This window comes from Microlunatus sp. GCM10028923 (assembly GCF_042666975.1).
Classification (GTDB): domain Bacteria; phylum Actinomycetota; class Actinomycetes; order Propionibacteriales; family Propionibacteriaceae; genus Microlunatus.
In genome coordinates, this window is the sequence record NZ_JBHTFF010000002.1 from 1 (window position 1) to 25,840 (window position 25,840).

23 protein-coding genes are annotated in these 25,840 nt (G+C 71.2%); 10 read left to right on the forward strand and 13 right to left on the reverse strand.

The window, feature by feature from the left end:
- Positions 1-230: 230 nt before the first annotated feature.
- Together ACFQU4_RS04190 and ACFQU4_RS04195 are read right to left on the reverse strand one after the other, a co-directional pair.
- Positions 231-2,843: a YhgE/Pip family protein gene (locus tag ACFQU4_RS04190; RefSeq protein WP_377487363.1), complete on the reverse strand. Its 2,613-nt coding sequence runs from the start codon at positions 2,841-2,843 to the stop codon at positions 231-233.
- Between the two features lie 13 nt (positions 2,844-2,856).
- Complete coding sequence (locus tag ACFQU4_RS04195; protein ID WP_377487365.1) at positions 2,857-5,532, reverse strand: MMPL family transporter; 2,676 nt, start codon at positions 5,530-5,532, stop codon at positions 2,857-2,859.
- Between the two features lie 136 nt (positions 5,533-5,668).
- Here ACFQU4_RS04195 and ACFQU4_RS04200 point away from each other — a divergent pair, with 136 nt between their 5' ends.
- Positions 5,669-6,289, forward strand: coding sequence for a TetR/AcrR family transcriptional regulator (locus ACFQU4_RS04200; protein ID WP_377487367.1), 621 nt, complete (start codon positions 5,669-5,671; stop codon positions 6,287-6,289).
- Here the strand turns inward: ACFQU4_RS04200 and ACFQU4_RS04205 are convergent.
- Positions 6,267-6,908, reverse strand: a complete 642-nt coding sequence (locus tag ACFQU4_RS04205; RefSeq protein ID WP_377487369.1) for a uridine kinase — start codon at positions 6,906-6,908, stop codon at positions 6,267-6,269. The genes ACFQU4_RS04200 and ACFQU4_RS04205 overlap by 23 nt on opposite strands.
- 81 nt (positions 6,909-6,989) lie before the next feature.
- Between ACFQU4_RS04205 and ACFQU4_RS04210 the strand changes: the two genes are divergently transcribed.
- Genes ACFQU4_RS04210 through ACFQU4_RS04220 form a run of 3 tightly spaced genes read left to right on the forward strand, consistent with a single transcriptional unit; the run spans position 6,990 to position 10,154 of the window.
- Positions 6,990-7,685, forward strand: coding sequence for a response regulator transcription factor (locus ACFQU4_RS04210; protein WP_377487371.1), 696 nt, complete (start codon positions 6,990-6,992; stop codon positions 7,683-7,685).
- 16 nt (positions 7,686-7,701) lie between these two features.
- The gene (locus ACFQU4_RS04215; RefSeq protein WP_377487373.1) at positions 7,702-9,138 is read left to right on the forward strand and encodes an ATP-binding protein; all 1,437 of its coding nucleotides are present in this window, start codon (positions 7,702-7,704) and stop codon (positions 9,136-9,138) included.
- A gap of 5 nt (positions 9,139-9,143) precedes the next feature.
- A complete protein-coding gene (locus ACFQU4_RS04220; RefSeq protein ID WP_377487375.1) occupies positions 9,144-10,154 on the forward strand; it encodes a phosphotransferase enzyme family protein in 1,011 nt (336 codons plus the stop codon).
- 60 nt (positions 10,155-10,214) lie between these two features.
- On the opposite strand, the gene ACFQU4_RS04225 is transcribed toward ACFQU4_RS04220, so the two are convergent.
- From ACFQU4_RS04225 to ACFQU4_RS04240, 4 genes are read right to left on the reverse strand one after another with little or no spacing between them, the layout of a single operon-like run.
- Positions 10,215-11,165 (reverse strand): DNA-3-methyladenine glycosylase family protein, encoded by a 951-nt coding sequence (locus tag ACFQU4_RS04225; protein ID WP_377487377.1) that lies wholly within the window; start codon positions 11,163-11,165, stop codon positions 10,215-10,217.
- Positions 11,162-11,638 (reverse strand): GNAT family N-acetyltransferase, encoded by a 477-nt coding sequence (locus ACFQU4_RS04230; RefSeq protein ID WP_377487379.1) that lies wholly within the window; start codon positions 11,636-11,638, stop codon positions 11,162-11,164. Before ACFQU4_RS04230 ends, ACFQU4_RS04225 begins: the two co-directional genes overlap by 4 nt.
- Complete coding sequence (locus ACFQU4_RS04235) at positions 11,635-12,399, reverse strand: YaaA family protein (RefSeq protein WP_377487381.1); 765 nt, start codon at positions 12,397-12,399, stop codon at positions 11,635-11,637. The genes ACFQU4_RS04230 and ACFQU4_RS04235 overlap by 4 nt, the downstream gene beginning before the upstream one ends.
- A 36-nt stretch (positions 12,400-12,435) precedes the next feature.
- Complete coding sequence (locus ACFQU4_RS04240) at positions 12,436-13,230, reverse strand: DUF3152 domain-containing protein (RefSeq protein ID WP_377487383.1); 795 nt, start codon at positions 13,228-13,230, stop codon at positions 12,436-12,438.
- A 175-nt stretch (positions 13,231-13,405) separates the two neighbouring features.
- Here ACFQU4_RS04240 and ACFQU4_RS04245 point away from each other — a divergent pair, with 175 nt between their 5' ends.
- Entirely contained in the window at positions 13,406-14,983 is a 1,578-nt protein-coding gene (locus ACFQU4_RS04245; protein ID WP_377487385.1) for a YibE/F family protein, read from the forward strand.
- Positions 14,984-15,070: 87 nt separating this feature from the next.
- On the opposite strand, the gene ACFQU4_RS04250 is transcribed toward ACFQU4_RS04245, so the two are convergent.
- From ACFQU4_RS04250 to ACFQU4_RS04265, 4 genes are all read right to left on the reverse strand, one after another.
- The gene (locus ACFQU4_RS04250) at positions 15,071-16,030 is read right to left on the reverse strand and encodes a hypothetical protein (protein WP_377487387.1); all 960 of its coding nucleotides are present in this window, start codon (positions 16,028-16,030) and stop codon (positions 15,071-15,073) included.
- Between the two features lie 753 nt (positions 16,031-16,783).
- A complete protein-coding gene (locus ACFQU4_RS04255; protein WP_377487389.1) occupies positions 16,784-17,440 on the reverse strand; it encodes a class I SAM-dependent methyltransferase in 657 nt (218 codons plus the stop codon).
- A 31-nt stretch (positions 17,441-17,471) separates the two neighbouring features.
- Positions 17,472-18,032 (reverse strand): AAA family ATPase, encoded by a 561-nt coding sequence (locus ACFQU4_RS04260; protein ID WP_377487391.1) that lies wholly within the window; start codon positions 18,030-18,032, stop codon positions 17,472-17,474.
- A complete protein-coding gene (locus ACFQU4_RS04265) occupies positions 18,020-18,418 on the reverse strand; it encodes a hypothetical protein (protein WP_377487393.1) in 399 nt (132 codons plus the stop codon). The genes ACFQU4_RS04260 and ACFQU4_RS04265 overlap by 13 nt, the downstream gene beginning before the upstream one ends.
- A gap of 166 nt (positions 18,419-18,584) precedes the next feature.
- On the opposite strand from ACFQU4_RS04265, the gene tyrS reads away from it, so the two are divergent.
- Positions 18,585-19,793 carry a tyrosine--tRNA ligase gene (gene tyrS, locus ACFQU4_RS04270; protein ID WP_377487395.1) on the forward strand — a complete coding sequence of 403 codons (1,209 nt, stop codon included), beginning with the start codon at positions 18,585-18,587 and terminating at the stop codon, positions 19,791-19,793.
- Positions 19,794-19,848: 55 nt separating this feature from the next.
- The gene (locus ACFQU4_RS04275; protein ID WP_377487397.1) at positions 19,849-20,406 is read left to right on the forward strand and encodes a hypothetical protein; all 558 of its coding nucleotides are present in this window, start codon (positions 19,849-19,851) and stop codon (positions 20,404-20,406) included.
- A 1-nt stretch (position 20,407) separates the two neighbouring features.
- Here ACFQU4_RS04275 and ACFQU4_RS04280 read toward each other — a convergent pair whose 3' ends face one another.
- Positions 20,408-21,862 (reverse strand): aldehyde dehydrogenase (NADP(+)), encoded by a 1,455-nt coding sequence (locus ACFQU4_RS04280; RefSeq protein WP_377487399.1) that lies wholly within the window; start codon positions 21,860-21,862, stop codon positions 20,408-20,410.
- Between the two features lie 105 nt (positions 21,863-21,967).
- Here ACFQU4_RS04280 and ACFQU4_RS04285 point away from each other — a divergent pair, with 105 nt between their 5' ends.
- The 3 genes from ACFQU4_RS04285 to ACFQU4_RS04295 are packed head-to-tail and all read left to right on the forward strand — an operon-like array spanning position 21,968 to position 24,835.
- Positions 21,968-23,023: a LacI family DNA-binding transcriptional regulator gene (locus ACFQU4_RS04285; RefSeq protein WP_377487401.1), complete on the forward strand. Its 1,056-nt coding sequence runs from the start codon at positions 21,968-21,970 to the stop codon at positions 23,021-23,023.
- A 56-nt stretch (positions 23,024-23,079) separates the two neighbouring features.
- Positions 23,080-23,751, forward strand: a complete 672-nt coding sequence (locus tag ACFQU4_RS04290) for an SDR family NAD(P)-dependent oxidoreductase (protein WP_377487403.1) — start codon at positions 23,080-23,082, stop codon at positions 23,749-23,751.
- A gap of 1 nt (position 23,752) precedes the next feature.
- On the forward strand, positions 23,753-24,835 hold the full coding sequence (locus tag ACFQU4_RS04295) for an S-adenosylmethionine:tRNA ribosyltransferase-isomerase (RefSeq protein ID WP_377487405.1): 1,083 nt from the start codon (positions 23,753-23,755) through the stop codon (positions 24,833-24,835).
- A gap of 24 nt (positions 24,836-24,859) precedes the next feature.
- On the opposite strand, the gene ACFQU4_RS04300 is transcribed toward ACFQU4_RS04295, so the two are convergent.
- Entirely contained in the window at positions 24,860-25,834 is a 975-nt protein-coding gene (locus tag ACFQU4_RS04300; protein WP_377488754.1) for a TIGR01777 family oxidoreductase, read from the reverse strand.
- Positions 25,835-25,840 lie beyond the last annotated feature (6 nt).

The window sequence follows — 25,840 nt, forward strand, 5'->3', positions numbered from 1 at the left end:
GTGACGGCGCTCTTGTGACAGCAAGGCCCCTATCGGGACACGCCCCCAGCCGCCCGGTGGCAGCAAGCACCGCACGCGACGACAGGCCGACAGATCCAGTCAAAGGCAAACCAGACCAGGCACAAGTCGGGTCAGACCCACCGCCGCGAACGGCACTTGACGATCCTCACAGGCACAAGTGCAGCAACACGCCGCAAAAGCGGCTGCGGTTGTGCCCGGTCGGCGGGTTGTCAGTGGGCGTAGGCGGTGGCGGGGTTGGACAGGATGCGGCGCCTGGCCACGGCGAGGAGGCCGGCGCCCAGACCGACGACGAGCCAGGCCAGCAGGGAGAGGATGGCTGAGCTCACGCCGGGCCCGTCGGTGACGATCGCGCGCATGCCGTCCAGGGCCGGGGTCAGCGGCAGCAGGGGACGGATCACGTCGAAGACGGCGGGCACGGCCGCGGTGATGGCGCCGGCGGTGGCCAGCACGACCATGATCACCGAGACGAACCGGCCGACGCCACCGAACCAGGCGACCAGGGCGTGGTTCACCGCGACGAAGGTCAGGCCGCCGAGCAGGGTGAAGCCGATCAGGCCCACGGTCTGTCCGGCCGACAGGTCCAGCAGCACTCTCAGCATGACGGCCAGCACGACGGACTGGACGGCCGCGATGATCACGCCCGGCAGCCAGCCCTCCAGCGCGATCCGTACCGACGACTTCATCGAGGTGAGTACCCGGGAGCTGACCGCCTGCACGATCAGGTACGTGGCCAGGGCGCCGATCCAGAGCGCGAACACGGCCAGGAACGTCGACGTCGCGCTGTCCGCGAAGGCCTGGTCGGGCCGCTCCGTGGTGACCGGCGTGGAGACCACGTCGGCCAGCACGGTCCGGTCGGCCGACGTGTAGCTGGGCAACTGCTTCGCGCCGTCGGCCAGCCCGTCGGCCAGCTTCGTGGTTCCGTCGGCCAGCTGATCACCGCCGTCGGCGAGCTGTCCCACGCCCTTGCTCAGCTCGGCTGCGCCCGAGGCCGACTGACCGGTGCCGTCGGCCAACTGCGCGGCCCCGTCACTCAGCTGCGCGGTCCCGGTCTTCAGCTCCGCAGCCCCGTCGGCCAGCTCCCCGATCCCCTTCGAGAGCGCCGGCATCCCGTCCGCCAACTGCCCGGTCCCGTCCGCGAGTTGATCGAGCCCACCGGCCAGTTGCTTCGTTCCGGTCGCGAGCTGCCCGGTCCCGTCGGCCAGTTGATCACCGCCGTCGGACAGTTGATCAAGACCGCCCGCGAGCGACTCGGTCCCGCCGGCCACCTGCTTTGAGCCCTTGGCGAGTTGATCACCGCCGTCAGCGAGTTGATCAAGGCCAACGGCCAGTTGCTGATTGCCGCCGGCCAGCTGCTGCAGACCCTTGGCAAACTTGGCGACGCCGTCAGCGATCCCGTCGATGCCGGCCTGCAATCCCTTGGCCGCGGTCGCAAGCTGATCGCCACCTTCGGCCAGTTCCGGACCACCGTCCGCCAGTGATCCAGACAGCTGAATCAGGCTGGGGTTCCCGTCCTCCCGGTGCTCCAAGCCTTCGACCGCCGCACCGGCTCCGGCCTTGAAGCCGGCCAGGAAGACCGGGCAGGCCGGCTCCGGAATCTCCGCCGGGCACTTGATGCCGTCCTCGGCGAGCCCTTCCATGCTGTCCTTGTAGCCGTTGAGTCCCGTGTTCAGCCCGGCGACGCCCTTGGTGTAGTCGGCCACGCCGTCGGCGTACTCGCGGACACCGTCGGCGTTCTGCTCGGCACCGGCGGCAAGTTCCTTGGCACCCGAATTCAGTTTCGCCGCACCCTGACTCGACTGTTTCGCGCCGTCGGAAAGGTCGCGGGCGCCCTCGGCCGACTTCCGTGCACCCTTGGCCAACTCGCCGGTCCCCTTCGCGGCCGCGTCCGCGCCCTTGGCCAGGTCTCCGGCCCCCTTGGCCGAGTCGCGGATCCCCTTCGCCAGCTGCCCGGCGCCGTCGGCCGTCTTCGCGGTGCCGTCGGCCAGGTCGCCGGCGCCCTGTGCGGACTGCCGGGCGCCGTCGGCCAGCTGGCCGACCTGCCCGGGCAGGTCGCGGGTCTGCCGGGCCAGTTCCCCGGCACCGTCGGCGAACTGGCCGACGCCCTTGTCAAGATCACGAACGCCGCCGGCCAGGCCCTTCGCTCCGGTGTTCAGGTCGGCCAGGCCGCCGGCCAGTTGGCCGGTGCCGTCGGAGGTCTGGTGCAGCCCGTCGGCCAGCTCACCGGCACCGTCGGCCAGTTCCCCGGCGCCGTCGGCCACCTTCTGGAACTGCTTGCCGGTGTCGTTGAAGCCGACGTAGATGTTCTTCAGGTACTCCTCGGTGAGCTGCTTGTTGACCGCGGTCTGGGCGGCCGCCGCGATCGCCTGCCCGACCACCGGGTCGGCGATGCCGGAGACCTGCGAGGTCTTGACGTCCAGCGTCGCCGAACGAGCCTTGTCGGCGTCGTTGGCCGCGTACGAGGTCGCGTCGGCCGAGAAGGATTCCGGGATGGTCACCACTGCCGCGTACCGGCCACTGGCCAGCCCGTCCGCCGCGTCGGCCTCGTCGCTCAGCACCCAGTCGAAGTTCGGTGCCGAGGCGTCGTCCGGGTCGCCCTCGACCAGGGCGCCGGCCAGCTGCCGGCCCAGCGGGACCAGTTGCCCGTTGAGCTTCACCGCCTCGTCCTCGTTGACGATCGCCGCCTGCACCCGGCCGAGCCTGGTGTCCGACTGCCAGGTGGCCAGCAGCATGCCGCCGGCGATGATCATCGGGATCAGGATCAGCCCGATGATCGCGATCGGGCCGACCGGGTTCCCGGAGCGGGCACGTTCAAGCTTCAGCATGGGGTTTCCTTGATCATCCGTGGTGCGCGTCGGCCAGGTCGTGCGCCCGGCCGAGCGTGAGATAGCTGTACGGGCCGCCGACCACACCGTCGATCCGCTCCCGGTCCGGCACCGACCAGACGACGGCGCGGCCAAGATCACGAAGGGCGTCGAGTTGTCCGGCCAGCCGGTCCCGCCCGGCAGCCGTACCCTCGCCGTCGACGAAGATCAACGACGCCTTGCTGCGGACTGCTTCGTCGACCGCGGCGGCGTCCCAGTCATCCGCGACCACAGCGGTACGGGCCCGCAGCTCACCCGCCTGGCTCGGCAGCACCAGTCCGGCCACCTTGACCAGGCCCTCGGTCAGCCGCATCCGCCCGGCCAGGGTCAGCAGCAGGGCCCGGCGACCGGCCTCGTCCGGGCCGTCCATGATCAACACGTCGCCCGGGCGGACGGCCACCGAGACCGGCTCGCCGCCGACCGGTACGCCTTCGGCATAGACGAGATGATCATCGCCGGGCGCCGGCCAGTCGGCCAGCGCCAGCTGGTGGGCCAGCCCCTCGCCCTCGACATCGAACGTCGGCAGCCGCCGGTCCAGCCAGCGCGGCAGCCACCAGGCACCCTTGCCGAGCAGGGCCAGCACGGCCGGCACCAGGGTCATCCGGACCAGGAACGCGTCGACGAACACGCCGACCGCCAGCCCGAACGCGATCGCCTTGATCGCCCCCTCGCCCTCCGGGACGAACGCGGCGAAGACGGCGAACATGATCACCGCGGCCGCCGTCACCACCTTGGCCGAGGCGGAGAACCCGGTCCCGATCGCGTCCCGCGCGTCGCCGCCGTGCACGTAGTCCTCCCGGATCCGGGAGACCAGGAACACCTCGTAGTCCATCGCCAGCCCGAACAGGATGCCCATCAGGATGATCGGCAGGAAGCTGATCACCGGTCCGGTCTGGTGCACGTTCAGCGGGCCGGACAGCCAGCCCCAGTGGAAGACGGCCGCCGTCGCCCCGAACGAGGCGCCGACGCTGAGCAGGTAGCCGACCGTGGCCTTGATCGGCACCGCGATCGACCGGAACACAATCGTCAGCAGCACCAGGGACAGCCCGACCACGAGGATCCCGAACGGCAACAGCGCATTGCCGAGCCGGTCCGAGACGTCGATCGCGACCGCGGTGTAGCCGGTGACCGCGATCGTGACCCCGTACTTCTCCTCGAAATGATCTTTGAGGGCCCGGATCCGGAGCACCAGGTCCTTGGTCTCGTCGCTGTCCGGTGCTGTCTCCGGGATCACCTGGACGATGCCGACCTCGGCGTTCTGGTTCGGCGTGGCGAGCGGGATCTCGGCGACGCCGGGCAGTTCCCGCAGTTCGTCGGCGATCCCGTCCATCACGCCGAGCGGGTCGTCGGAGGTGACGATCGTGGTGGAGACGATCAACGGGCCGTTGTGGCCGGGCCCGAAATGATCACTGATCAGGTCGTAGGTGACCCGGGCCGGAGCACCGGGCGCGCCGGCCCCGTCACTGGGCAGCGCGAGCTGGAGATCCTTGGCCGGGATGGACATCACGGCCAGCCCGGCGATCACGACGACGACGGTGATCACCGGAACCTTGGTGACCAGCCGGACCCAGCGGGTGCCGAGCGGGATCCGTTCCGCGCGCGGCGCCTTGTTCCGCCGCGGCTTGCGCGGCTTGGGCCGCAGTGCCTCGCCGGCGAAGCCGACCAGGGCCGGCAGCAGGGTCAGCGCGACCGCCACGGCGATCGCGACGCCGATCGCGGCCGCCACGCCCATCACGGTGAGGAACGGGATCTGCGCCACGGCCAGGCCGATCAGCGCGATCATCACGGTGATCCCGGCGAAGACGACGGCCGAGCCGGCGGTCGCGACCGACCGCGCGATCGATTCCTCGACCGCCATGCCCGCCGCGAGTTGATCACGGTGCCGGGCCAGGATGAACAGGGCGTAGTCGATCCCGACGGCCAGGCCGAGCATCAGCGCCAGCATCGGGGTGGTCGACGACACGGTGCCCAGACCGGTCGCGGCGAAGATCAACGCCATCGTGATCCCGACCCCGAGCAGCGCGGTGAGCAGCGGCATCCCGGCGGCCCGCAGCGACCCGAGGGTGAAGAACAGGACGATCAACGCGATCACCACGCCGATCCCCTCGGTCGCGGTGAGCTTCGGGATGTTCTCGCTGAACACCTCGCCGCCGATCGAGGTGGTCGAGCCGGGCACCGCGGCGGCGATCGTCTCCGCCTCGTGCCGGAGCGCCTCCCGGATGTGTTCCGGGATCGTGGCCGCCGCACCCTCCAGCTGTACCGACACGATCGCGGCGCTGTCGTCGGCGGCGATCGCCCCGTCGATGTTCTTGTCGTACGGCGACGCGGCGGCCTTCACCAGGTCGAAGTCCTGGATCCGCTCGACACTGTCCTCGACCGCGGTCCGGAGCTCCGGGTCGCGGACCGATTCGCCGTCCGGCGCCACCACGATGATCCGGGCGGCCGAGCCGCTCACCTCGGGGAAGGTGCGGGACAGCGAGTCCAGGGCCGCCTGCGATTCCGTACCCGGAAGGGTGAAGGCGTCGTCGAAGGACCGGCCGAGCAGCCCGGCCATCCCGCCGACGGCGGCCAGCACGGCGAGCCAGGCCAGCAGCATGGCGATGCGCCGGCGGACCGCGTACCGACCGAGCCGGTACAGCAAGGACGACATGGCCTACCCCCGAACCGAACCGCTGACGATTTCGATACAGTAATGTATCCAATACAGAAGTGTATGCAAATCTCGACAGCGCGTGATCAGCACCACAACCGGTAGGGTCCGATCTGTCGACAAAGGGGACGCAACCATGACCGAGGCAGCCGCGCGGCCGTCGGCCCGCCGCGCCCAGACGCAGGAAAAGCTGATGGCGGCGGCGGTCCGCATCTTCGCCGCGCGCGGCATCATCGGCGCCTCGGTCGAGGAGATCTCCGAGGAGGCCGGCTTCACCCGCGGCGCCTTCTACTCCAACTTCGGCAGCAAGGACGAGCTGGTGCTGGCGCTGCTGAAGCGCCAGGTCGAGGAGCAGTACGCGGCGCTGGAACAGATCGCCGAACTGCCGCTGGACCGTGATCATTCGATCGACGAACTGATCGCCGCGGCCCTCGACGTGCTGCAGGGCGCCGCCCGGCCGGACCCGGAGTTGATCTTCATCAACCAGGAGCTGATGCTCTACGCGGCCCGGCACCGGAGCGTCGGCCGGCAGTACGCGACGTACAAGGACGAATGCCTGACCCGGTTCCGCGGTTTGCTCTACGACCTGCTGCACAACGTCGGCCAGGAGTTCACGATCGGCCTGGACGACGCCGTCACGCTGTGCGCGGCCGCCCACCAGCACGCGCACCTGCTCGCCGCCCTCGACGACAGCCGGCCCGACCTGCGGCCGCTGCACCTGCTGATCCGGGCGATCACCCGTCCGTTGCCGGACTGATGATCTTGGGCCGGGCCGGCTCCGTGGTGTCCAGCACCAGGTCCGCACGGGCGAGCGGGTCGTGCCGGGCGCGGTAGAGCGCCTGGCCGGGCAGGTACTTCCGGCGATAGCGCCGTTCCACCTCCGCCGCGTCACCGAAACGATCAAGGTCGCGCCGGACCGCTCGCTGCAGGGTGGTCTGCTCCGTGACGTGCAGATAGATGCTCAGATCCCAGAGCGGCGCCAGCTCCGGACGGAGCAGGAAGACACCGTCGATGATCAAGACACTCCGCGGCGGTACGGGGAGCTCGGTCCGGCGCGGTTCGTCCGTGTCCAGGTCATGGATGCCGACGAGGACGTACGGGTCCCCGGCGGCGAACCCGCGCAGCGCCGCGGCCAGCGCGGCGACGTCGAAGGTGTCCTCCAGGTAGGCCTCGGCAGTCAGGCCGCGGGCCCGGCGCCGCTCCGCCGGATGGTGGAAGTCGTCGCCCGAGAGCCGGGTCGCGGACGGGCCGAGGAGGCCGGCGAGAGCGTCGGCCAAGGTGGTCTTGCCCGCCGCGTCGGGCCCGTCCAGCGCGACCAGGGACCTGGGCCCGGGCAGCGCCCGGATCCGTACCGCCAAGGATGGGAGGACCTCCATCTCCAGGATCCTGCCAGCCGTTCGACACGCCGCGAGAGCCCGCGCGCTCGGGAGCTGGCGGCGGTTGGGATGCTTGGGGGCATGCACATCCTTGTTGTCGACGACGATCAGGCCGTCCGAGACTCGTTGAAGCGCTCGCTCAGTTACAACGGGTACGAGGTCAGCACGGCCGGTGACGGTGCCGAGGCCATGGCTCGGCTCGCCGCCGTCCGTCCGGACGCCGTGATCATGGACGTCATGATGCCCCGGGTGGACGGGCTGGAGGCAACCCAGATGCTCCGCGCCGCCGGCAACGACGTCCCGATCCTGGTCCTCACCGCACGGGACGCCGTCGGCGACCGGGTGGACGGCCTCGACGCCGGCGCCGACGACTACATGGTCAAGCCGTTCGCGCTGGACGAGCTGCTGGCCCGGCTGCGGGCCCTGGTCCGGCGAGCCGGTACGACCGCGGAGTCCAGCGACCCGTCCAAGCAGAGCCTGACCTTCTCCGACCTGATCCTGAACACCCATACCCGGGAGGTGCTCCGCGGGCCCCGCGCGATCACGCTGACCCGGACCGAGTTCGCCCTGCTGCAGGCGTTCCTGGAACATCCGCGGCGGGTGCTGGAACGCAGCTGGCTGCTCAACGAGGTCTGGGGCTTCGACTTCCCGACCACCGCCAACTCGCTCGAGGTCTACATCGGCTACCTGCGCCGCAAGACCGAGGCCGAGAGCGAGCCGCGGCTGATCCACACCGTCCGCGGCGTCGGGTACGTGCTCCGGGAGACCCCGCCGTGATCATGGTTCCGGGATCATGGTCAGCCCGCTGAGGCGGAAGTGGCGGAAGCTTCCGCTACGGAGCCGGGTCGCCTATCTGACCTCGGTCGCCGTGGCGCTCGCCGTCGCGGTGACCAGCATCGCCGGCTACCTGACGATCCGGATCTCGCTGTACCGGGCGATGGACGCCGAGCTGACCGCGATCGCCGACGACCTGACCGTCTCGGTCGCCCGGGACATCGGCCGGCTCGGCGGGCTGACCGAGGTCGGGCTGCGCGCCGGCGGCATGTCGGTCGCGGCGATCCGGGCCGACGGCGAGATCTACTACGTGCCGGACGAGGGAACGCACCTGATCCTCGGGCCGAAGGAACTCGCCGTCGCGCGGCTGCAGACCGAGCCGTCGGCCCGGACCGGCATGACCACCGACGGCGAGTCGTACCGGATCGTCGCGGTGCCGATCCGCGGCCTGCCCTCGTACGCCCTGGTGCTCGGCCGGCCGCTGCAGCCGACCCAGGACGCGCTCAGCTCGCTCTGGCTGGTCTTGATCATCTTCGGCGGCGCCGGCGTGATCATCTCCGCCGCCGCCGGGGCCGCGATCGCCCGGTCCAGCCTGCGTCCCGTACGCGCGCTGACCCGGGCCGTCGAACGGGTCACCGCGACCGACGAGCTGAAGCCGATCGAGGTGGCTTCCGGCAAGGATGAGCTGACCCGGCTGGCCGAGTCGTTCAACCGGATGCTGCGGTCGCTGGCGTCGTCGCGGGAACGGCAGCGGCAGCTGATCGCCGACACCGGCCACGAGCTGCGGACCCCGCTGACCAGCCTGCGCACCAACATCGAACTGCTGGTGTCCGACGCCGAGAGCGGGATGCTGCGGCCCGAGGACCGCGAGGAGATCCTGCACGACGTGTCCGCGCAGCTGGTCGAGTTCACCTCGCTGATCGGCGACCTGGTCCAGCTGGCCCGCGAGGACCGGGTGAAGCCGGCGCCGGAGCCGATCGACTTCCGCGACGTCGTCAACGCGGCCCTGGACCGGGTCCGGCGGCGCGGACCGGGACTCACCTTCGACGTCGAGCTGAACCCGTTCTACGTGATCGGCGAGGCCGACAACCTGGAGCGGGCGGTGACCAACCTGCTCGACAACGCGGTCAAATGGAGCCCGCCCGGCGGCACCATCCGGGTCCAGCTCGAGGGCGACCGGCTGCGGGTCGCCGACCAGGGCCCGGGCATCGCCGAGGAGGATCTGCCGTACGTCTTCGACCGGTTCTACCGCTCCGACACCTCCCGGAACACTCCCGGCACCGGCCTCGGCCTCTCCATCGTGGCGCAGGCCGTCCACCGGCACGGCGGCAGCGTCACCGCCGGCCGCTCCGCCCAGGGCGGCGCCGAGTTCACCGTCCGGCTGCCCGGCTCAACCACCCTGGAGGGCCTGGCCTCCACCGCGCCCCGCCTGACCGACCAACTGCGGTCGTCCTGAGCCCGGTGCCGGATCCCGAACGACTCCGAGCCCTGGTCGCCGAACGCTACGACGTGGCCGATCCCCAAGTCGAGCGACTCGTCGATGATCATCCGGTCTACCTGTTGATCACCGGCGAGGAGCGTTGGGTGATCCGGGTCGGCGCCGGTCTGGACCGCTACGCCGCGGTGCTCAGCGCCCTGGACCGGGCCGGGTTTCCGGTCCCGCCGGTTCTGACCGACCGCAACGGCCGAACGGTGACCGAGTTCCGATCCGACACCGAGACCGTCCAGATCCTGATCATCGGGTACGTCGAGGGCAGGCCGACCCCGTTTCACCCGGAGCCGCTGGGTCGGCTCGGTGGCGCGCTGGGCCAGTTGCACCGCGACGGGTCGGCGGCGATCCAGGCCGCAGCCGGCCCACCGGCCGGCCTCCCCGTGGTCGACCGGGCCGGCATGCTCCCGGCGGGTGAGCTTCGGTTCGGCCTGAGCCGGCTGGCCGCGGCAGGCGGTCGCGGCACCGCGGCCGAGCGGGTCGTGGCGGATCGGCTCATCGCTGCCTGCCGGGCCGGGCTGGATTTCGGCCACGGCCTGACCTCCGTGTTCCTGCACGGGGACGCCCATCCGTGGAACAGCCTGCTCGCCGCCGACGGTTCGGTGATCATGATCGACTGGGACAGCTCGGGCCCGGGGCCGGCCGTGATCGATCTCGGGTTCCTGGCCGTCTCGTGCGCCACCGGTGGCCTGACCGGCCCACTGGCTGCGCCGGATCCGGCCCGGCTGTCGGCGATGGCCGCGGGCTACCGGCGGGAGTTCACGCTGTCCGACGCCGACCTCGACGCGCTGCCGTTCGCGGTGGCCTTCCGGGTCCTGGTCGCGGCCGCCGTCGGCTTCGGCACCCTCCTGGCCGCCGGCCGCAGCCCGCTGAACGAGCCGTCGATCCGGTGGAGCCTGGACCGCCTCAGCGCGGCGCCGCGGATCGCCGACGACCTGCGTCGGCTGCTCACTGTCGCGAAACCTCCTCAACTCGACCGCTAGCGGCGATATAGCGCTCCAGCGCTCGAGTTGAGGAGTTCTGGCGACAGTCCTCCCGCGTGATCAACTTCTGCCGCGGGTCGCGTACGGGGTGTGCGTCGGCAGGGTCATCCGCGGGCCGCGGCGGGGCGGGGTGAGGCCGGCCATCCCGAGCAGCACCTGGACCCGGTACCGGTGCCCGCGGTAGGGCTCGAGCAACTCGGTGCAGGCGTCGTCGTCCAGCTTCTCGCCGGTCAGCGCCCAGGTGATCGCCTTGCCGACGTGGTAGTCGCCGATGCTCCACGCGTCCGGGTCGCCGTGGGCTCGCTGCCGTACCTCGGCGGAGGTCCAGGGCCCGATCCCGGGCAGGCTCTGCAGGGCCCGGTCGGCGTCGGCGAAGCTCAGCGCCAGGGTCCGCTCCAGGGCGGCGGCCCGGCCGGCGGCGCGGACCAGGGGACGGCTGCGCCGCTGCTCGACGCCGGCCAGCAGGAACTTCCAGCTCGGCACCCGCGCCCACACCTCGGGAGTCGGCGGAACCCGCATCCCGTAGGCCGGTGATTCCGGGTCGCCGCCCGGCCCGGGCGGCACCTCGCCGTACTCGGTGACCAGTAGCCGCCAGGCCCGGAACGCCTCCTTGCCGGTGACCACCTGCTCGATGCAGGACGGCAGGATCGCCTCGATCACGCGCTCGGTCCGGCCGACCCGGAAGGACGGGAAGCGCCGGTGCGCCTCGACCAGCTGCGGATGCTCGGGCAGTGGCCGGAAGTCGGACGGGTCGTCGGTGGCGCCGAGCAGCCGCGGCAACTGGTCCAGCGCCCAGGCCGCACCGTCGCCCCAGGCCCGGGCCCGGGCGGTCCGGCCGGCGGCGTCGATCATGATCAACACCGGGCCGTCCGGCGTCCGGGAGACCCGCAGCCAGCCGTTGCCGATCCGGCGATGGGTCGGGTCGCCCGCCCCGCGGCGCAGCCCGGCCATGATCGAATCCAGCATCACGTCGTGGTCCAGAGTGACCGTACGGGTCTCGGCCGTGATCACCACCGGAGCCGGAACCTCACCGCGCCGGGCTCCTCGGCGCCGAACCGGACGAAGCCGTTCTTGATCAACACCCGCTGCGACCCGACGTTGTCCGGTTCCGTCTCGGCGATCACCTGACCGGCCCCGGCGTTCCGCGCGATCCCGACGATCGCGGCGCAGGCCGCCGACCCGATTCCCTGTCCCCACAGGGAATCCACGATGTCGTAGCCGATCTCCACGGTTCCGTGATCATCGGGCGGGCCGTGGAATCCGATGTTGCCGACCACCTCGCGGTCGCGGACCACGTGATACATCCACCAGGGAGTCGTGTCGGGTTCCGGCTGCCCAGCCTCCACGGACAGCCGGTAGCCGATCAAGGTGTTCTCGGTCGGATACTCCGGGTGCCAGCGGAGCCCGTCGACGGGACCGGGCAGCATTCCGTCCGCCTCGAACCCGAGCCGGTCCCGCTCGTCCAGCCGCCGCAGCGTGATCACGTGATCACGTCCAGGCTGAAGCCGCGCCGGCCCTGGTCGGTCAGCTCGCAGCGGTACTCGGCGGCGACCAGCTCGGTCACCGCGGCCGGCGTACGCGGCGCGGTCGGCGCCTCCAGCAGCAGCCGGGCGACCAGGCCGCGGGTGTGCTTGGCCTGGTGCGAGATCGCGACCAGCCGGCCGTCCACCTCGGTGAAGACCCGGACCGCGAGGTAGCGGTGTACGGCGGTCGGGGCGGGCTGCCAGGCGCCCGTGTACGTCGACGAGCGGCAGTCGACCACGACCCCGGTGCCGGCCAGGTCGCCGAGCACCGGCCCGAGCCGGGACCGCCAGAACCGCGCCAGCGGACCGATCCCGGGCAGTGAGACAGCCATCGACAGCCGGTACGGGGCGATCCGGTCACCCGGTCCGACCGGTCCCCAGAGCGCGCTCTGCACCCGGAGCGACCGGGTCGCCCGGCGCCGGGCGGTGGTCGACAGGGTTCCGTACGCCAGCGCGTCGTAGAGCACGCCCGTGTAGACCTTCGACACCGGCTGCGCGGCCATGGTGTCCAGCCGGGTGTTGTGGTCCACCTCCGCGGCCAGCCCGGGCGCGACGCCGAGGATGCCCAGCGCGTCGGCATGCCCGCTGGCCTTGATCAGGGCGTCCCGGACCGTGAGCCGGGCCTCGGCGAGTTCCGGGTGGGACAGCCGGTCCGGTTCGACCGGACGGCCGCGCCGGGTCGGCGCGGCCTTGCCCTCGGAGGGCGGCAGCAAGATCAACATCAGCAGGTCCTTGGGCGAAGCTCGGTCAGGGTTGGTTCATTCATCGTCGCCGGCCGGCCACGGGTTGGGCCGGCAGCCGTCCACGCCCTTGGTCTGCTGCATCATGATCGGCGCCGGCCGCCCCCGGCCCGGGCAGCCGACGTGGCCGAAGCCGAGCGCGTGCCCGAACTCGTGGTTGACCAGGTAGCGCCGGTAGTTGGCGACATCGTCCCCGTACGCCTCCGCACCGAACGCCCAGCGCTTCGCGTTCAGCACCACCTTCTCGCCGTTGCGGCAGGACACCTCGCCGCCGGTCAGCAGCGGCGCACACAGCTTGTCGGTGGTCTTCGGCGTCACCAGGTAGGCGTGCAGGTCCGCCTCCTCGCCCGGCCCGACCAGCTCGAACCGCCAGTCTCCGGTCCCGGTCCAGGACCGCTCGTCGTTGAGGATCGTGTGGATCGCCTTGGCGATGTCCTCGACCCGGTACGGCAGCCCCTTCTCGACCCGGACGTCGTAGGTCAGGACCTGCCCGGAATCACCGGCGGGCTTCGCGGTCTGCTGCTGCCGGTCGTACGTGCCCGGGCCGGCGACCGGGATCTGCGGCTCCTTCTTCTTCGGCTTCTTCGACGCCGGCGGATCGGAGCGGGACGGTCGCTCCGACCGGTCATTCTCCGGGTCGGGCTCCGGTTCCGGGGACGGCGGCGGGGTCTCCTCGGGCGTACCGCCCGGTGCCTCGGGCAGGTTCGGCGGGACCGCCGACCCGGCCCCGGCGCTGGTATCGGTCCGGGTGCTCCAGACCGCGATCCCGGCGGTCAGGGCGATGGCCCAGACCACCACGGCGAGCACCAGCACCGTGGGTGCGGTGCGGGAACCAGGTTCGCCGGAGCGATGCGGGGTAGATTGTGAGCCGGTGTCGTACCGGCCGGCCCTGGGCCACGTCGGATCGTCTTCTCGTTTCGCGGCGGGCAGACTCGACCGGGTAGCTTTCTTCTTGCCCTTCGGAATCTGGCTCACGGGAACTAAGACTATGACGGAGACTCACACTCACCACGAGGACGACCGCGCCCTGACGCAGGCCGACCGGGTCCGGCACCGCAAGGCGCTGCGGATCATGGTGGTGATTCTGATCCCGTTGCTGATCTGGACCATCGCCGGCCTGGTCTTCCTGTGGCCACGCGATGTCGAGTCCAAGATCGACCCGAGCCTTGCGAATCCGCCGGACATCACGTTCGTCACCGGCAAGGTGACGAACATCAACCAGATCAAGTGCGAGGGCCTGCCGGGGATGGTGACCGGCCGGACCGACCAGATCTGTGCCGATCTGGCGGTCGAGCTCATCGACGGCCCCGAACTGGGCCAGACGGTCCAGGTCGCGGTCTCGGACACGATCTTCAAGTCCGGGGTCTCGATCGGCCAGAAGCTGAAACTGATGCGGGTTCCGGCCGAGCCGGGGCAACCACCCGCCTATCAGTTCTCCGACTTCGAACGTACGGTTCCGCTGGCGATCATGGCCCTGATCTTCGCGGTGGCGGTGGTGCTGGTCGCCCGGTGGCGCGGCTTCGCGTCGCTGATCGGCCTGGCGTTCGCCGGATTCATCCTGATCAAGTTCATGTTCCCGGCGTTGGTGATCGGGTCCAGTCCGATCCTGGTCGGCCTGATCGGGTCGGCCGCGATCATGTTCGTCGTCCTCTATGCCGCGCACGGGTTCACCGCCCGAACCACGACAGCCCTGCTCGGCACCCTGTTCGGGCTGGTGCTGAGCGCCACCCTGGGCTGGATCGCGACCAAGTGGGCGCATCTGACCGGGGTCTCGGCGGAGGACGACTACGTCCTGGCGGCGACCGCACCCAACATGGAGCTGAGTTCGGTGGTGATCTGCGGCATCATCATCGCCGGCCTCGGCGTGCTGAACGACGTCACCATCACCCAGGCCTCCGCGGTCTGGGAGCTGGCCGACGCGGACCCGGACCGGAAGCGGCTGTTCTCCCGGGCCATGCGGATCGGCCGCGACCACATCGCCTCGACGGTCTACACGATCGCCTTCGCGACCGCCGGCGCGGTGCTGCCGGTGCTGCTGCTGATCGTGATCTACCAGCGGCCGCTGCTCGAGGTGGTGCAGACCGAACAGTTCGCCGGCGAGGTGATCCGGACCCTGGTCGGCTCGATCGGGCTGATCCTGGCCGTGCCACTGACCACGTTCATCGGCGTTGCCGTGGTCCGGGTCAGCGACCGGTCCAAGGCCGGAACGCCGGCCCTCGCCTCGGGCGGCGGAGCCGTGGCCGCCACCCGATCCCGTACCTCCTCGGCACGGTCCGGCCGGACCTCCGGTTCGGGTCGCTCGGCCGGCTCCGGCCGGTCCGCCGAGTCGCCTCGCTCGGCCGAACCCTCGCCCCGCCCGTCCCGGAGCGCCGCCAGCCGGCGATCCGAGCAGCCGGAGCAGGATCCGGAACCGACGATGACCCAGACCGCCGTCGGCCGGCTGTTCCGGCGCGGCGAGACGGACCACGGCGGCCGCTCCCGCCGGGCCCGGCAGGACGACGATTTCGGCGACTTCTCCCACCTGCGCGAGACCGACGACGACACCGACGGTGGCGGCGGCCGCTGACCCGGATGTCGCCGAAGTCCCCCGCTGTGAGGCGAACCGGCCGAAATCGGACGGTTCACCCCACAGAGCGGGTGATCGGCGACAGTCTCAGCCGGTGAGTCCGGCCGTGTGAAGGGCGAGGGCCGACTCGAGGGTCAGGTCCGGGAATCGCTCCCGATAGTTGCGAAACAGCTCCGGAGTCAGGCCCATCGTGGCTGCACCGACGATCCCCTCCACCTGCACGGTCGGGTCGATCGCACGCCAACCCTGGATCGTCTCGGCGGAGACCCCCATGGTCTGCAGGCCGACCGCCGACTCGAGCGTCACCTCCGGGAGTCGCTCCCGAAAGGTACGGAACAACTCCGGAGTCACGCCCATCGTGGCCGCTCCGATGATCCCCTCCACCTGGACCGTCGGGTCGATCGCACGCCAAGCCTCGACCGTCTCGGCCGAGACGCCCATGGTCTGCAGGGCGACAGCCGACTCGAGCGTCAGGTCCGGGAATTGCTCCCGGAAGGTACGGAACAGCTCCGGAGTCACACCCATCGTCGCCGCACCGACGATCCCCTCCACCTGCACCGTCGGGTCGATCGCACGCCAGCCCTCGACCGTCTCGACCGAGACCCCCATGGTCTGCAGAGCGACAGCCGACTCGAGCGTCAACTCCGGGAAACGCTCCCGGAAGCTACGGAACAACTCCGGAGTCACGCCCATCGTCGCCGCGCCGACGATCCCCTCCACCTGGACCGTCGGGTCGATCGCACGCCAGCCCTCGATGGTCTCGGCGGAGACCCCCATGGTGTGCAGGCCGGCGACATCCTCGATCGTGATGCCCGGCATCGTGGCCCGGGCGTCGGCGATCTCCGTCGGGCTGATCCCGACCGAACCGAGCATGATCAGGTCGTCGACGCTGAGCGATGGGTCGACCTCGAGATAGGCGGCAATGCTGCGCTCGCTCGGCGGTTCGGGATCCGCCGGGTCCGTCGGCCTGGCAGGTCCGGCCTGGGGCCAGGGTTCGGCCGGCGATCCCAGCTCTGCCAGCGGTCCCAGACCGCCGAGCGAACCCAACCCGGTGGACGGATCCGGAACAGCGGACGGTTCTGAACCGGCCGGCGGAGTGGGAGCGGCAGGCGGTACCGGAGCAACTGGCGGAGTCGGCGCGACCGGCGAGGTCGGTGCGACCGGCGGCACCGGAGCAACGGGCGGAGTCGGCGCGACCGGCGGCACCGGAGCAACGGGCGGATCCGGAGCGACGGGATCCACACCAACCGGTGGAGTCGGAGCAGCCGGCGGTACCGGAGCAACCGGCTCCACACCAACCGGCGGAGCGGGTGCGGCCGGCGGAGCGGAACTGACGGACGGCTCCGAACCGACCGGCGGAACCGGATCAGCGGGTGGGACCGGGTCGAGGGTCCGCGTGGGCTCGGCCGGAGCGGAATCGTCGGGGCGGAGTGCGGCTCGGGCCTGGGTGTAGTTCTCGCCGGTACGGGCCATCCGCTCGCGTACCAGCTGCTTGAAATCGGCGTCTTCGGTCATGTCGAATCCTCCGGGCGTCAACGACTGCCCCAGCCCGTCGGCCACGCCCAAGGATCGAGTGACAACGCGCGAATCAGCTACGTCGGAGGATGTGCTCCCCTTCGTCGTGGGGTGCTGGAGCTGGGGTCCGGCACCGGACTGGGCGTCAGACGCACGCCGCTGAGCTGATCTTCGCACGCGGTGTCGGCACCAGCAAGGAGCTTCGCCTCGGGATCGGGGAGAGTTCGGCCTCGTGTACCCGGCGGGATCTTCCCCAGTCCCGGGTCCGATCTCGACCAGAGCCCATCAGCGCGGACGGCGGCAGCGGACCAGCAGGGCCTGCGGCAGGTCGGTGTCCCGCTCGGCGAACTCCTCGAACTCCAGCCCGGCCCGCAGCGCCGCGTTCAGATAGGTGGACACCATCCGGTGATTGGCGCCGACATGTCCCCGGACCCCGTCCCGCCCGGTGGTCCAGCGCCGCTCGGTCCCGTAGCCGCCGTCCACCGGCCAGCTCGACAGGGTGTCACCCCGGCCCGGGAAGCACGGGTGGAAGAGGGTGAAGACGAACCAGCCGCCCGGCCGGAGCACCCGTGCCACCGCACTCATGGCGCCGGGCAGGTCGTCGATGTCCATCAGCGCCATGTTGCAGACGGCCCCGTCGAACGGGGTGCCGTCCCACCAGCGGGTCCCGGCCGCGTTCCCGGCCAGGTAGCGGATGCCGGCCGGTTCGGCCTGTTCCAGGTCGCGGGCCCGGGCGAGCAACTGCTCGGCGACGTCGACGCCGGTGACGGCCGCGCCGCGCTCGGCCAGGACCCGGCTCAGCTGGCCCCAGCCGCAGGCCAGGTCGAGCACCGCCTGGCCGGTCAGGTCCGGTGGCAGGAAATCGGCGGCCGTCGGCTGCCACTCCTGCGTGTGCGTCACGTACCAGTCGGCGTGGCTGTCGTACCAAGCAGTGGTGGTCATGATCATGAATCTACCCGAATCCCGACCATGATCAACGGCTGTGCGGAGGCAATTCCGCGGACCCGTCCCGCGGCCGGAATCCCGTGCGCTGGAAGAGTTCCTGCACCATCTCCGCGGCCGACAGTTCGGGCCCGAAGACCAGCTCGTCGCGCTCCGGCAGCAGGTCGTCGGCGGCGTACCAGGAGCGTACGGTCTCCTCCGGCACCTCGCCGATGTCGGGCTTGGTCCGGTGCCGGCGCATCGTCTCGTCCACCGGAATGTTCAGGTAGACGGCGACGCTGCGGCCCCGGTGATCATCGATCAGCCGGTTCAGCATCTCGGCATAGCGGTCGACGTTCATGATCCCGTCGATGATCACGTCGTAGCCCTGGTCCAGCGCGGTCCGGGCGATCGTGTCGATCATGACGATGTTGCTGGACCCGACCCGGTCGTACTCCTGGAGCAGGATCCGCCGCACGTGGTCCTGCTGGATCAGCGCGACCCCGCGGCCGACCCGCTCCCGGAGCAGCCGCGCCACGGTGGACTTCCCGGACGCCGAGTTGCCTCGGATGATCACCAGCCGCGTCTCCGCGCTGCCCGTCAGGCCTGCCACGCTTCCCCCAATCGCTCTCGTACGGCTCCGGTCAGGACGGCCGCGTCCCGCAGCGGGCGCTGGATGTTCGCGCCCTGAGCCTGTCGAAGGGCCAAGCCTGATCTGGCCTTGCCCTTCGACAGGCTCAGGGAACGTTGTGGCCTGCGCGCTTCGAACCTCGCGGACCCGATCAGCGATCCGAGATACCTCGGATCCACCGCCGCCGACGACGACAACCGGACGGCGATCACGGTCTCCCGGCCGAGCAGTTCGCCACCGACTTGTTGATCATGACGATGGTAGCACCGGCCGGCCGCCTGGAGGCGGAGCACCTCGGCGTCCCGGGCCTGGCGCCGGGCCAGTTCCTCGTCGGTGTACCCGTCCGGCGGCCGCTCGTCCGTACTCACCCGCACCCTCCATCGCATGTTAGGGTCGCCCCATGCCGCAGCGGACGAACGACTATAGCCGGGCTCTGGGAGGAGCTCCGGTCCTGTCGTCGCGCTCCTAGCCGTCCGGCGTCCTCGCAGAGCCCGTACTCCATCGTGATCATTCGGCTCTTCTCGAGGAAATCCCATGTCTGCAAGACCTTCCGCAACCTCTGTTCTTGATCATTTCGCCCGGACCACGGAGCAGATCGTCGGCCGTGAGTCGTTCATCGAGCGTCTCGAATCGGGACGCCCGCTACGGATCAAGTACGGCGTCGACTGCACCGCCCCGGACCTCCATCTGGGCCATGCGGTCAACCTCTGGCTGATGCGCCACCTGCAAGATCACGGGCACCGGGTGGTCTTCCTGCTCGGCGACGTGACCACCCGGATCGGCGACCCGACCGACCGGTCCGAGACCCGGCCGGTGCTCACCGCCGAGGAGATCGACCGGAACGCCACGGCCTACCTGGACCAGGTCACCACGGTGCTCCGTACCGACGACGAGCTGCTCGAGATCCGGCGCAACTCCGAATGGCTGGAGCCGCTCGGCGTCGGCGGGCTGCTCGACGTGCTGGCCCTGGTCACCCACGGCCGGCTGATCGCGCGGGACATGTTCGCGGAACGGATCGCGGCCGGCGCGGACATCGCCGGGCACGAGTTGATCTACCCGGTCCTGCAGGGGTACGACAGCTTCGCCATGAACAGCGATCTGACCATCGTCGGCACCGACCAGCTCTACAACGAGATGATGGGCCGGCACCTGCAGCAGCGACTCGGCGCCGAGCCGCAGGTGGTGATCACGACCAAGATCACGCCGGGACTCGACGGCGGGCCGAAACAGTCCAAGTCGCTCGGCAACTACGTGGGCCTGATCGACAGCCCGCAGGACAAGTTCGGCAAGCTGATGCGGCTGCTGGATTCCTTGATCGAGACATACGCCGCGGTCTACGCCGACCTGCCCGAAGACCGGGTCGCCGACCTCGCCCGGCGCGCCGCGGAGGGCGGCCGGGCCGCCCGGGACGCGAAGCTGGACGTGGCCGAGGCGGTCGTCGCGCGCTACCACGGCGCCGAGGCGGCCGCCCGGGAACGGGCCGGGTTCCTCAGCCTGTTCTCCGCCCGCGAACTGCCCGACGACCTGCCGACGCTCGCCGTCGACCAGGATCGGCTCACGGTGATCGACCTGCTCCGGCTGGCCAAACCGGAGGCCAGCCGGAGCGAACTGCTGCGGCTGATCGGCCAGGGCGGGGTCTCGGTGAACGGCGCCAAGCTGACCGAGCCCGAGGCGCCGGCCCTGGTCAACGCCGGTGACGTGATCAAGCTCGGCAAGCGGGACCGCCGCCGGATCGCGCGCTGAGCGGAGCGTCGTCCTTCGCCGTCCCACTGTCGGCGCCGAGCCGTACCTTCACGTCATGACGACGACGTGGACAGCGGCGCTGGCCGCCGGCTATCGGGGCGCGCTCGACGATCTGGCGGCGGTGCTCCGGGACGGCCCGGACGAGTTGTGGGAGGCCTGCGTCATGGAGCCGCGGAAGACGGACCCGTGGGCCTGGCCGCCGACCGATCCCGACGGCCGGCCGTTCGACGATCCAGAGGTCCGCGAACGCAAGTTCCGGGCGATGACCGCGTTCTGGCGGATGGCGTCCCATGCGCTCTTCTTCACCGACGTCGACCTGTCGCCCTCGGCCGTCGGGTGGGCGCCGCCGGCCCCGTTCTCACCGCACGACGAGGACGGGTACGTGGTGCCGCCGACCTACTCCCGGGACCAGTTGCTCGGCTACCAGGCGCACTGCCGGGACAAGGCGGAACGAGAACTCGCCGCCTTGACCGACGAAGGGGCCGGGCAGCTGGTCGAGGAGCACCGGAACGGGGTGAAGCAGCGGGCCGAGGTCCTGGTCCTCGGCCTGCGCCACCTCACCGGTCACGCGTCCGAGCTCCGTACCTTCCTCGCGATCCAGGGCGTGCGCTGATTCAGCTCGGCGGGGTCAGCTTGCCGTCGATCCGCTGCCAGATGCCGAGCGGGTTGTCATCGCGTACGGCAGCGGGCAGCAGGGCCTCCGGCAGGTCCTGGTACGAGATCGGGGCGACGAACCGGCGCAGCGCGGTCGGCCCGACCGAGGTGTGCACCGAGGCCGTGGTCGCCGGCCAGCCGCCGCCGTGCTGCATCGCCCAGGTGACCGAGACTCCGGTCGGCCAGCCGTTCCAGATCACCCGGCCGGCGTGCCCGGCCAGCACCCCGAGCAGTTCCGGAGCGATCGGGTCGTCCTCGTCGCCGTGCACGGTCGCGGTCAGCTGGCCGGGCAGCCGCCGGGCCACCGCGACCAGTTCGGCCGGGTCCTCGTAGGAGACGACGACCGAAGCCGGCCCGAACGCCTCCTCGAACAGTCCGTCGAGATCATCCAGCGCGTCGTCGATCGTGGTCGCGAACAAGGACGGGCTGAGGCCGTCGGCGGTCTGGGCGCCCTCGCTGACCGGCTGCCACAGGTCCCGCAGCTCGGCCAGCCGGCCGGTGAAGCCCTGCGCGATCCGGTCGTTCAGCGGCTGCGCCGGCGCCACCGCACCGACCAGCCCGGCCAGTTCGTCCAGCACCGACTGGCTGTGCGGCGCGAACAGCACGCCGGGCTTGGTGCAGAACTGGCCCACCCCGAGCGTGTACGAGCCGACATAGCCGGACAGCGTCTCGGACTGGCGGCGCAGCGCCGACGGCAGCACGAAGACGGGGTTGACGCTGCCCAGTTCGCCGTAGAACGGGACCGGGTCGGGCCGGCCGGCGGCGATGTCGAACAGCGCCCGGCCACCGCGGATCGATCCGGTGAAGGCGCCCGCCTTGATCCGCGGGTCCTTCAGCGCGGCCTGAGCGTCGGCCTCGCTGCTGATCATGGCGAACGTCCCGGCCGGCGCCCCGGCCTTGGTCAGCGCCTCGAGCACCAGTTCGCCGGTCCGTTCGGACAGCTTCGGGTGCCCGGGGTGCAGCTTCAGCAGCACCGGGCAGCCGGCACCGAGCGCGGAGGCGGTGTCGCCGCCGGCCACGCTGAACGCGAACGGGAAGTTGCTGGCCGCGACGACGAGCACCGGCCCGAGCGCCCGCAGCATCCGGCGCAGGTCGGGCCGCGGCCCGGTCGGCCAGTTCGGGTCGGCATGGTCGATCGCGACCTCGAGCCAGGAGCCCTCGACGACGGCGTCCGCGGTGAGCCGCAGCTGGAACGTGGTCCGGCCGACCTCGCCCTCCAGGCGCGGCCGCGGCAGGTGGGTCTCCTCCTGGGCCAGCACGACGAGCTCGTCGCGGTGCGCGTCCAGCTCGTCGGCGATCGCCCGCAGCCAGTCCGCCCGGGTCGCGGGCTCCGATCCGGCCAGCGCGGTCGCCGCGCGGGCGGCGGATCGCAAGGCCTGGTCGAGTCCGGGCTGGGTGGTCGGGCGCTCTGTCATGGGTCCCCTCTTCTTGCACATCGATTCACCGGCGAGTCCGTACCGCCATCATTTCATTGTCGCGTCGCCGCGCTCTGGGGCGTCCCGGCTGCAACAATGACCCCCATGCCGCGACCGAACGGGCCGAGCCCGGTCACGCTGCACGATGTCGCCAGGGAGGCCGGCGTCTCGTTGGCGACCGCCTCCCGGGCGATCAACGGCAGCACGCGCCGGGTTCGCGACGACTATCGAGCTCGGGTGCTCGCCGCCGCCAAACGGCTGAACTACAAGCCGAACTACGCGGCCCAGGCCGTGGCGCGGGGCACCACGACGACCGTGGGGCTGCTGGTCGGCGACGTGTCCGACCCGTACTTCTCCCGGATCGCGTCGGGCGTCATCGAGGCGGCCGACGCCGCCGGGTTGGTGGTGACCATGGCGGCCACCGGGCGCGACTCGTCCCGCGAGCTCGACCTGGTCCGCACCATGTCCGCGCAGCGTCCGCGGATCATGATCGTCGCCGGCAGCCGGCTCGCCGGCAACGCCGACCAGCCGGCCCTGATCGAGGAGCTCACCGCGCTGACCGAGTCCGGCGGGCGGGTGATCATGATCAGCCAGCCGGTGCTGCCGTTCCCGACGGTCGCGATGGACAACACCACCGGGGCCCGGCAGCTGGCCGAAGCGCTGGCCGGCTTGGGCTATCGCCGGTTCGCCGTGCTGCGCGGCAACGACGCGCTGGAGACCTCGAACGAACGGCTGCACGGCTTCCGCGAGGGACTGGCCGGGCACGGCATCGAGCTGGCCGACCGGCACGTGATCAGCACCGAGTTCACCCGGGACGGCGGCTACGCCGGGGCGCTGGAGTTGATCAAGGAGGCCCGCGGCGAGGTGGAGTTGATCTTCGCCGTCAACGACGTGATGGCGGTCGGCGCCATGTCCGCGCTGCGTTCGGTGGGGCTGCGGCCCGGCGTCGACGTGGCCGTCGCCGGCTATGACGACATTCCGACGGTACGCGACGTCACGCCGGCCCTGACCACGGTCGGCATCCCGCTGGCCGAGATCGGCCGCGAGGCGGTCCGGCACGCGCTGGAGACGCCGGAAGAACGACCTGGCCAGGCGAGTGTCGTCTGGACCGCGAAGTCGTCGGTGGTGATCCGGGAGAGCACTCCCGGGATCGGGGCTTGAGTTCACGTCAACTTGAGGTTTGATACTGGCTTCCTCCAGTCATCGAGGAGGAAGTCATGCCGAACGCCATCGTCACCGGAGGATCCGCCGGACTCGGCCTTGCCCTGATCACCGATCTGGTCGCCGCCGGTTGGACGGTCACCACCACCGCCCGCAACCGGGCGACGCTCGCCCAGGTCGCCGATCCTCTCGACGGCGTGCACTGGCTCGCCGGAGACGTCGCCGATCCGGACCACCGGGAGCGCCTGGTCCGGCTCGCCGCCGAGGCCGGGCCGATCGAGTTGTTGATCAACAACGCCAGCGAGCTCGGCGGCAGCCCGCAGCCGCAGCTCCGTGACCTGGCCGGCGACACCTTCGCCCGGATCCTTGCGGTGAACCTGGTCGCGCCGCTGGAGTTGATCAACGCGGCCCGGCCCTGGCTCGCCCCCGACGCGGTGATCATCAACCTCTCCTCCGACGCGGCCGCCGACCACTACGCCGGTTGGGGCGGCTACGCGGCCAGCAAGTCCGCCCTCGACCACCTGACGGCGACGTTGGCCGCCGAGGAGCCGGAGCGGCGCTGGTATGCGGTCGATCCCGGCGATCTCCGTACCGCCATGCACCAGGCCGCCTTCCCCGGCGAGGACATCAGCGACCGGCCGCTGCCGGAGACGGCGTCGCCGGCGTTTCTCCGGTTGATCACCACCCGGCCAGCCAGCGGGCGCTACCGGGCGGCCGAGGTCGCCTGAGATGAGTACCCTGCAGGATCGCCCGCAAACCCGGTTCTCGGCCGCGTCGATCCGCCCGGCCACCGAGCCGCCGGAGTTGCGCGGCAGCGGATCCCGACGGCCGGCCCGGGACGGCGTACGACTGCTGGTCGGCCAGCCGCGCGGCCTTGATCATCTACGGTTCCGTGAGCTCGGCGACGTGTTGGTCCCGGGCGACCTGCTGGTGATCAACAACTCGGCCACCGTCGCCGGCCAGTTGGACGGCCGGCGGGAGGACCAGAGTCCCGTCGTCGTCCATCTCGCCAACCGGCTCGCCGACGGCCGGCGGGTGGTCGAGCTGCGGACGGCGCCGAATGCCGCGAACCCGACCCTGGACGGCCGGGCCGGCGAGACGATCGAGCTGCCGGCCGGCGCGACGGTGACCCTGCTGGAGCCGTACCCGGAGGTCGGGTCGTCACCGACCGGGGTCGGCAACCGGCTCTGGCGCGCCGCCGTGCACACCCCGGTTCCGCTGGCCGGCTATCTGGACCGGCAGGCCCGGCCGATCAGCTACGGGCACCTCGGCCGCAGCTTCCCGCTGGACCGCTACCAGACCGTTTTCAGCCTGCGGCCCGGCTCGGCCGAGATGCCGAGCGCCGGCCGCCCGTTCAGCACCGGCCTGGTGACCCGGCTGGTCGCGGCCGGGATCCAGTTCGCGCCGATCACCCTGCACACGACCGTGTCGTCGCCCGAGGCCGGCGAGGCGCCGCTGCCGGAGTGGTACGCGGTGCCCGAGGCCACCGCCCGCATGATCAACACCGCCCGGGCCCGGCACCGCCGGGTGATCGCCGTCGGCACCACCGCGACCCGCGCGGTCGAGTCCGCGGCCGACCCCGACGGGACCGTACGGCCTCGGATGGGCTGGACCGACCTGGTGATCGGCCCGGCCCGGCCGGTCCGCGTGGTGTCCGGCCTGATCAGCGGCTGGCACGAGCCCGAGGTCTCGCACCTGCTGCTGGTGGAGGCGGTGGCCGGTCCCGACCTGACCCAGCGCGCCTACGACGCCGCCATCGAGCAGGGCTATCTCTGGCACGAGTTCGGCGACGCCACCCTGCTGCTGCCCTGAGCCGGAAGGCTCCCCAGGCATCGCTCAGCCGACGGCGGCCGTCCGCCCGCTCGAGGTCCGGACCCGACCCTCCAGCTCGGCGGCGGCGCCGGCCCAGTCCGGGAAGTCGAACCGGAAGCCGGCCTCGAGCAGCCGGGTCGGCACCACGCGGCGGCTCTTCAGCAACAGCTCGGTGTCCGCACGCAGGACGAACGCGCCCAGTTCGGCCATCCAGCGGGTGGCCGGCAGCCCGAACGGCCGTCCGCAGGCCCGGCGCAGCACCCGCATGAACTCGCCGTGCGGCAGCGGATTCGGCGCGGCCAGGTTGACCGGCCCGGACAGCTCGGCGTGGTCGAGCAGGAACAGGATGGCGCGCACCAGGTCCCGGTCGTGGATCCAGGAGACGTACTGCCGCCCGCCCGCCACCGGCCCGCCCAGTCCGAGCCGGGCCAGGCCGCGGAGGATCCGGTAGACGCCGCCCCGGCCGGGACTCATCACCATCGCCGTCCGCAGCGCGACCCGGCGGGTGTCCGGGGTGTCGGCCCGGGCCTGTTCGGCCTCCCAGTTGCGGGCGATGTCCACGCTGTAGGCCCAGTAGGCGGGCACGTCCGGCTCCGTACCTCCGATGATCCCGGTCGGTTCGTCGTTGGCCGCGTCGAACCGATGGGCATAGATCGTCGCCGTACTCATCTGGAGCCAGACCGACGGCGGCCGCTCCGCACCCGCGATCGCCTGTCCGACCACCCGGGCCGAGTCGACCCGCGAGTTCATCATGTCCCGCAGGTTGGCCTCGGTGTACCGGCAGCCGACGCTCCGCCCGGCGAGATTGATCACCGCCTCGGCCCCGTCGATCTCCGCCGCCCACGCCCCGAGCGTTCGGCCGTCCCACGCGACCTCCCGGACCCCCGGAGCCCCGGTCGGCGTCCGGGTCAGGACGACCACCTCGTGCCCCGCCTCGACCAGCGCCGAACCGAGCACCCTGCCGAGATGCCCGCTGCCACCGGGTACGACGATCTTCATCCGCCT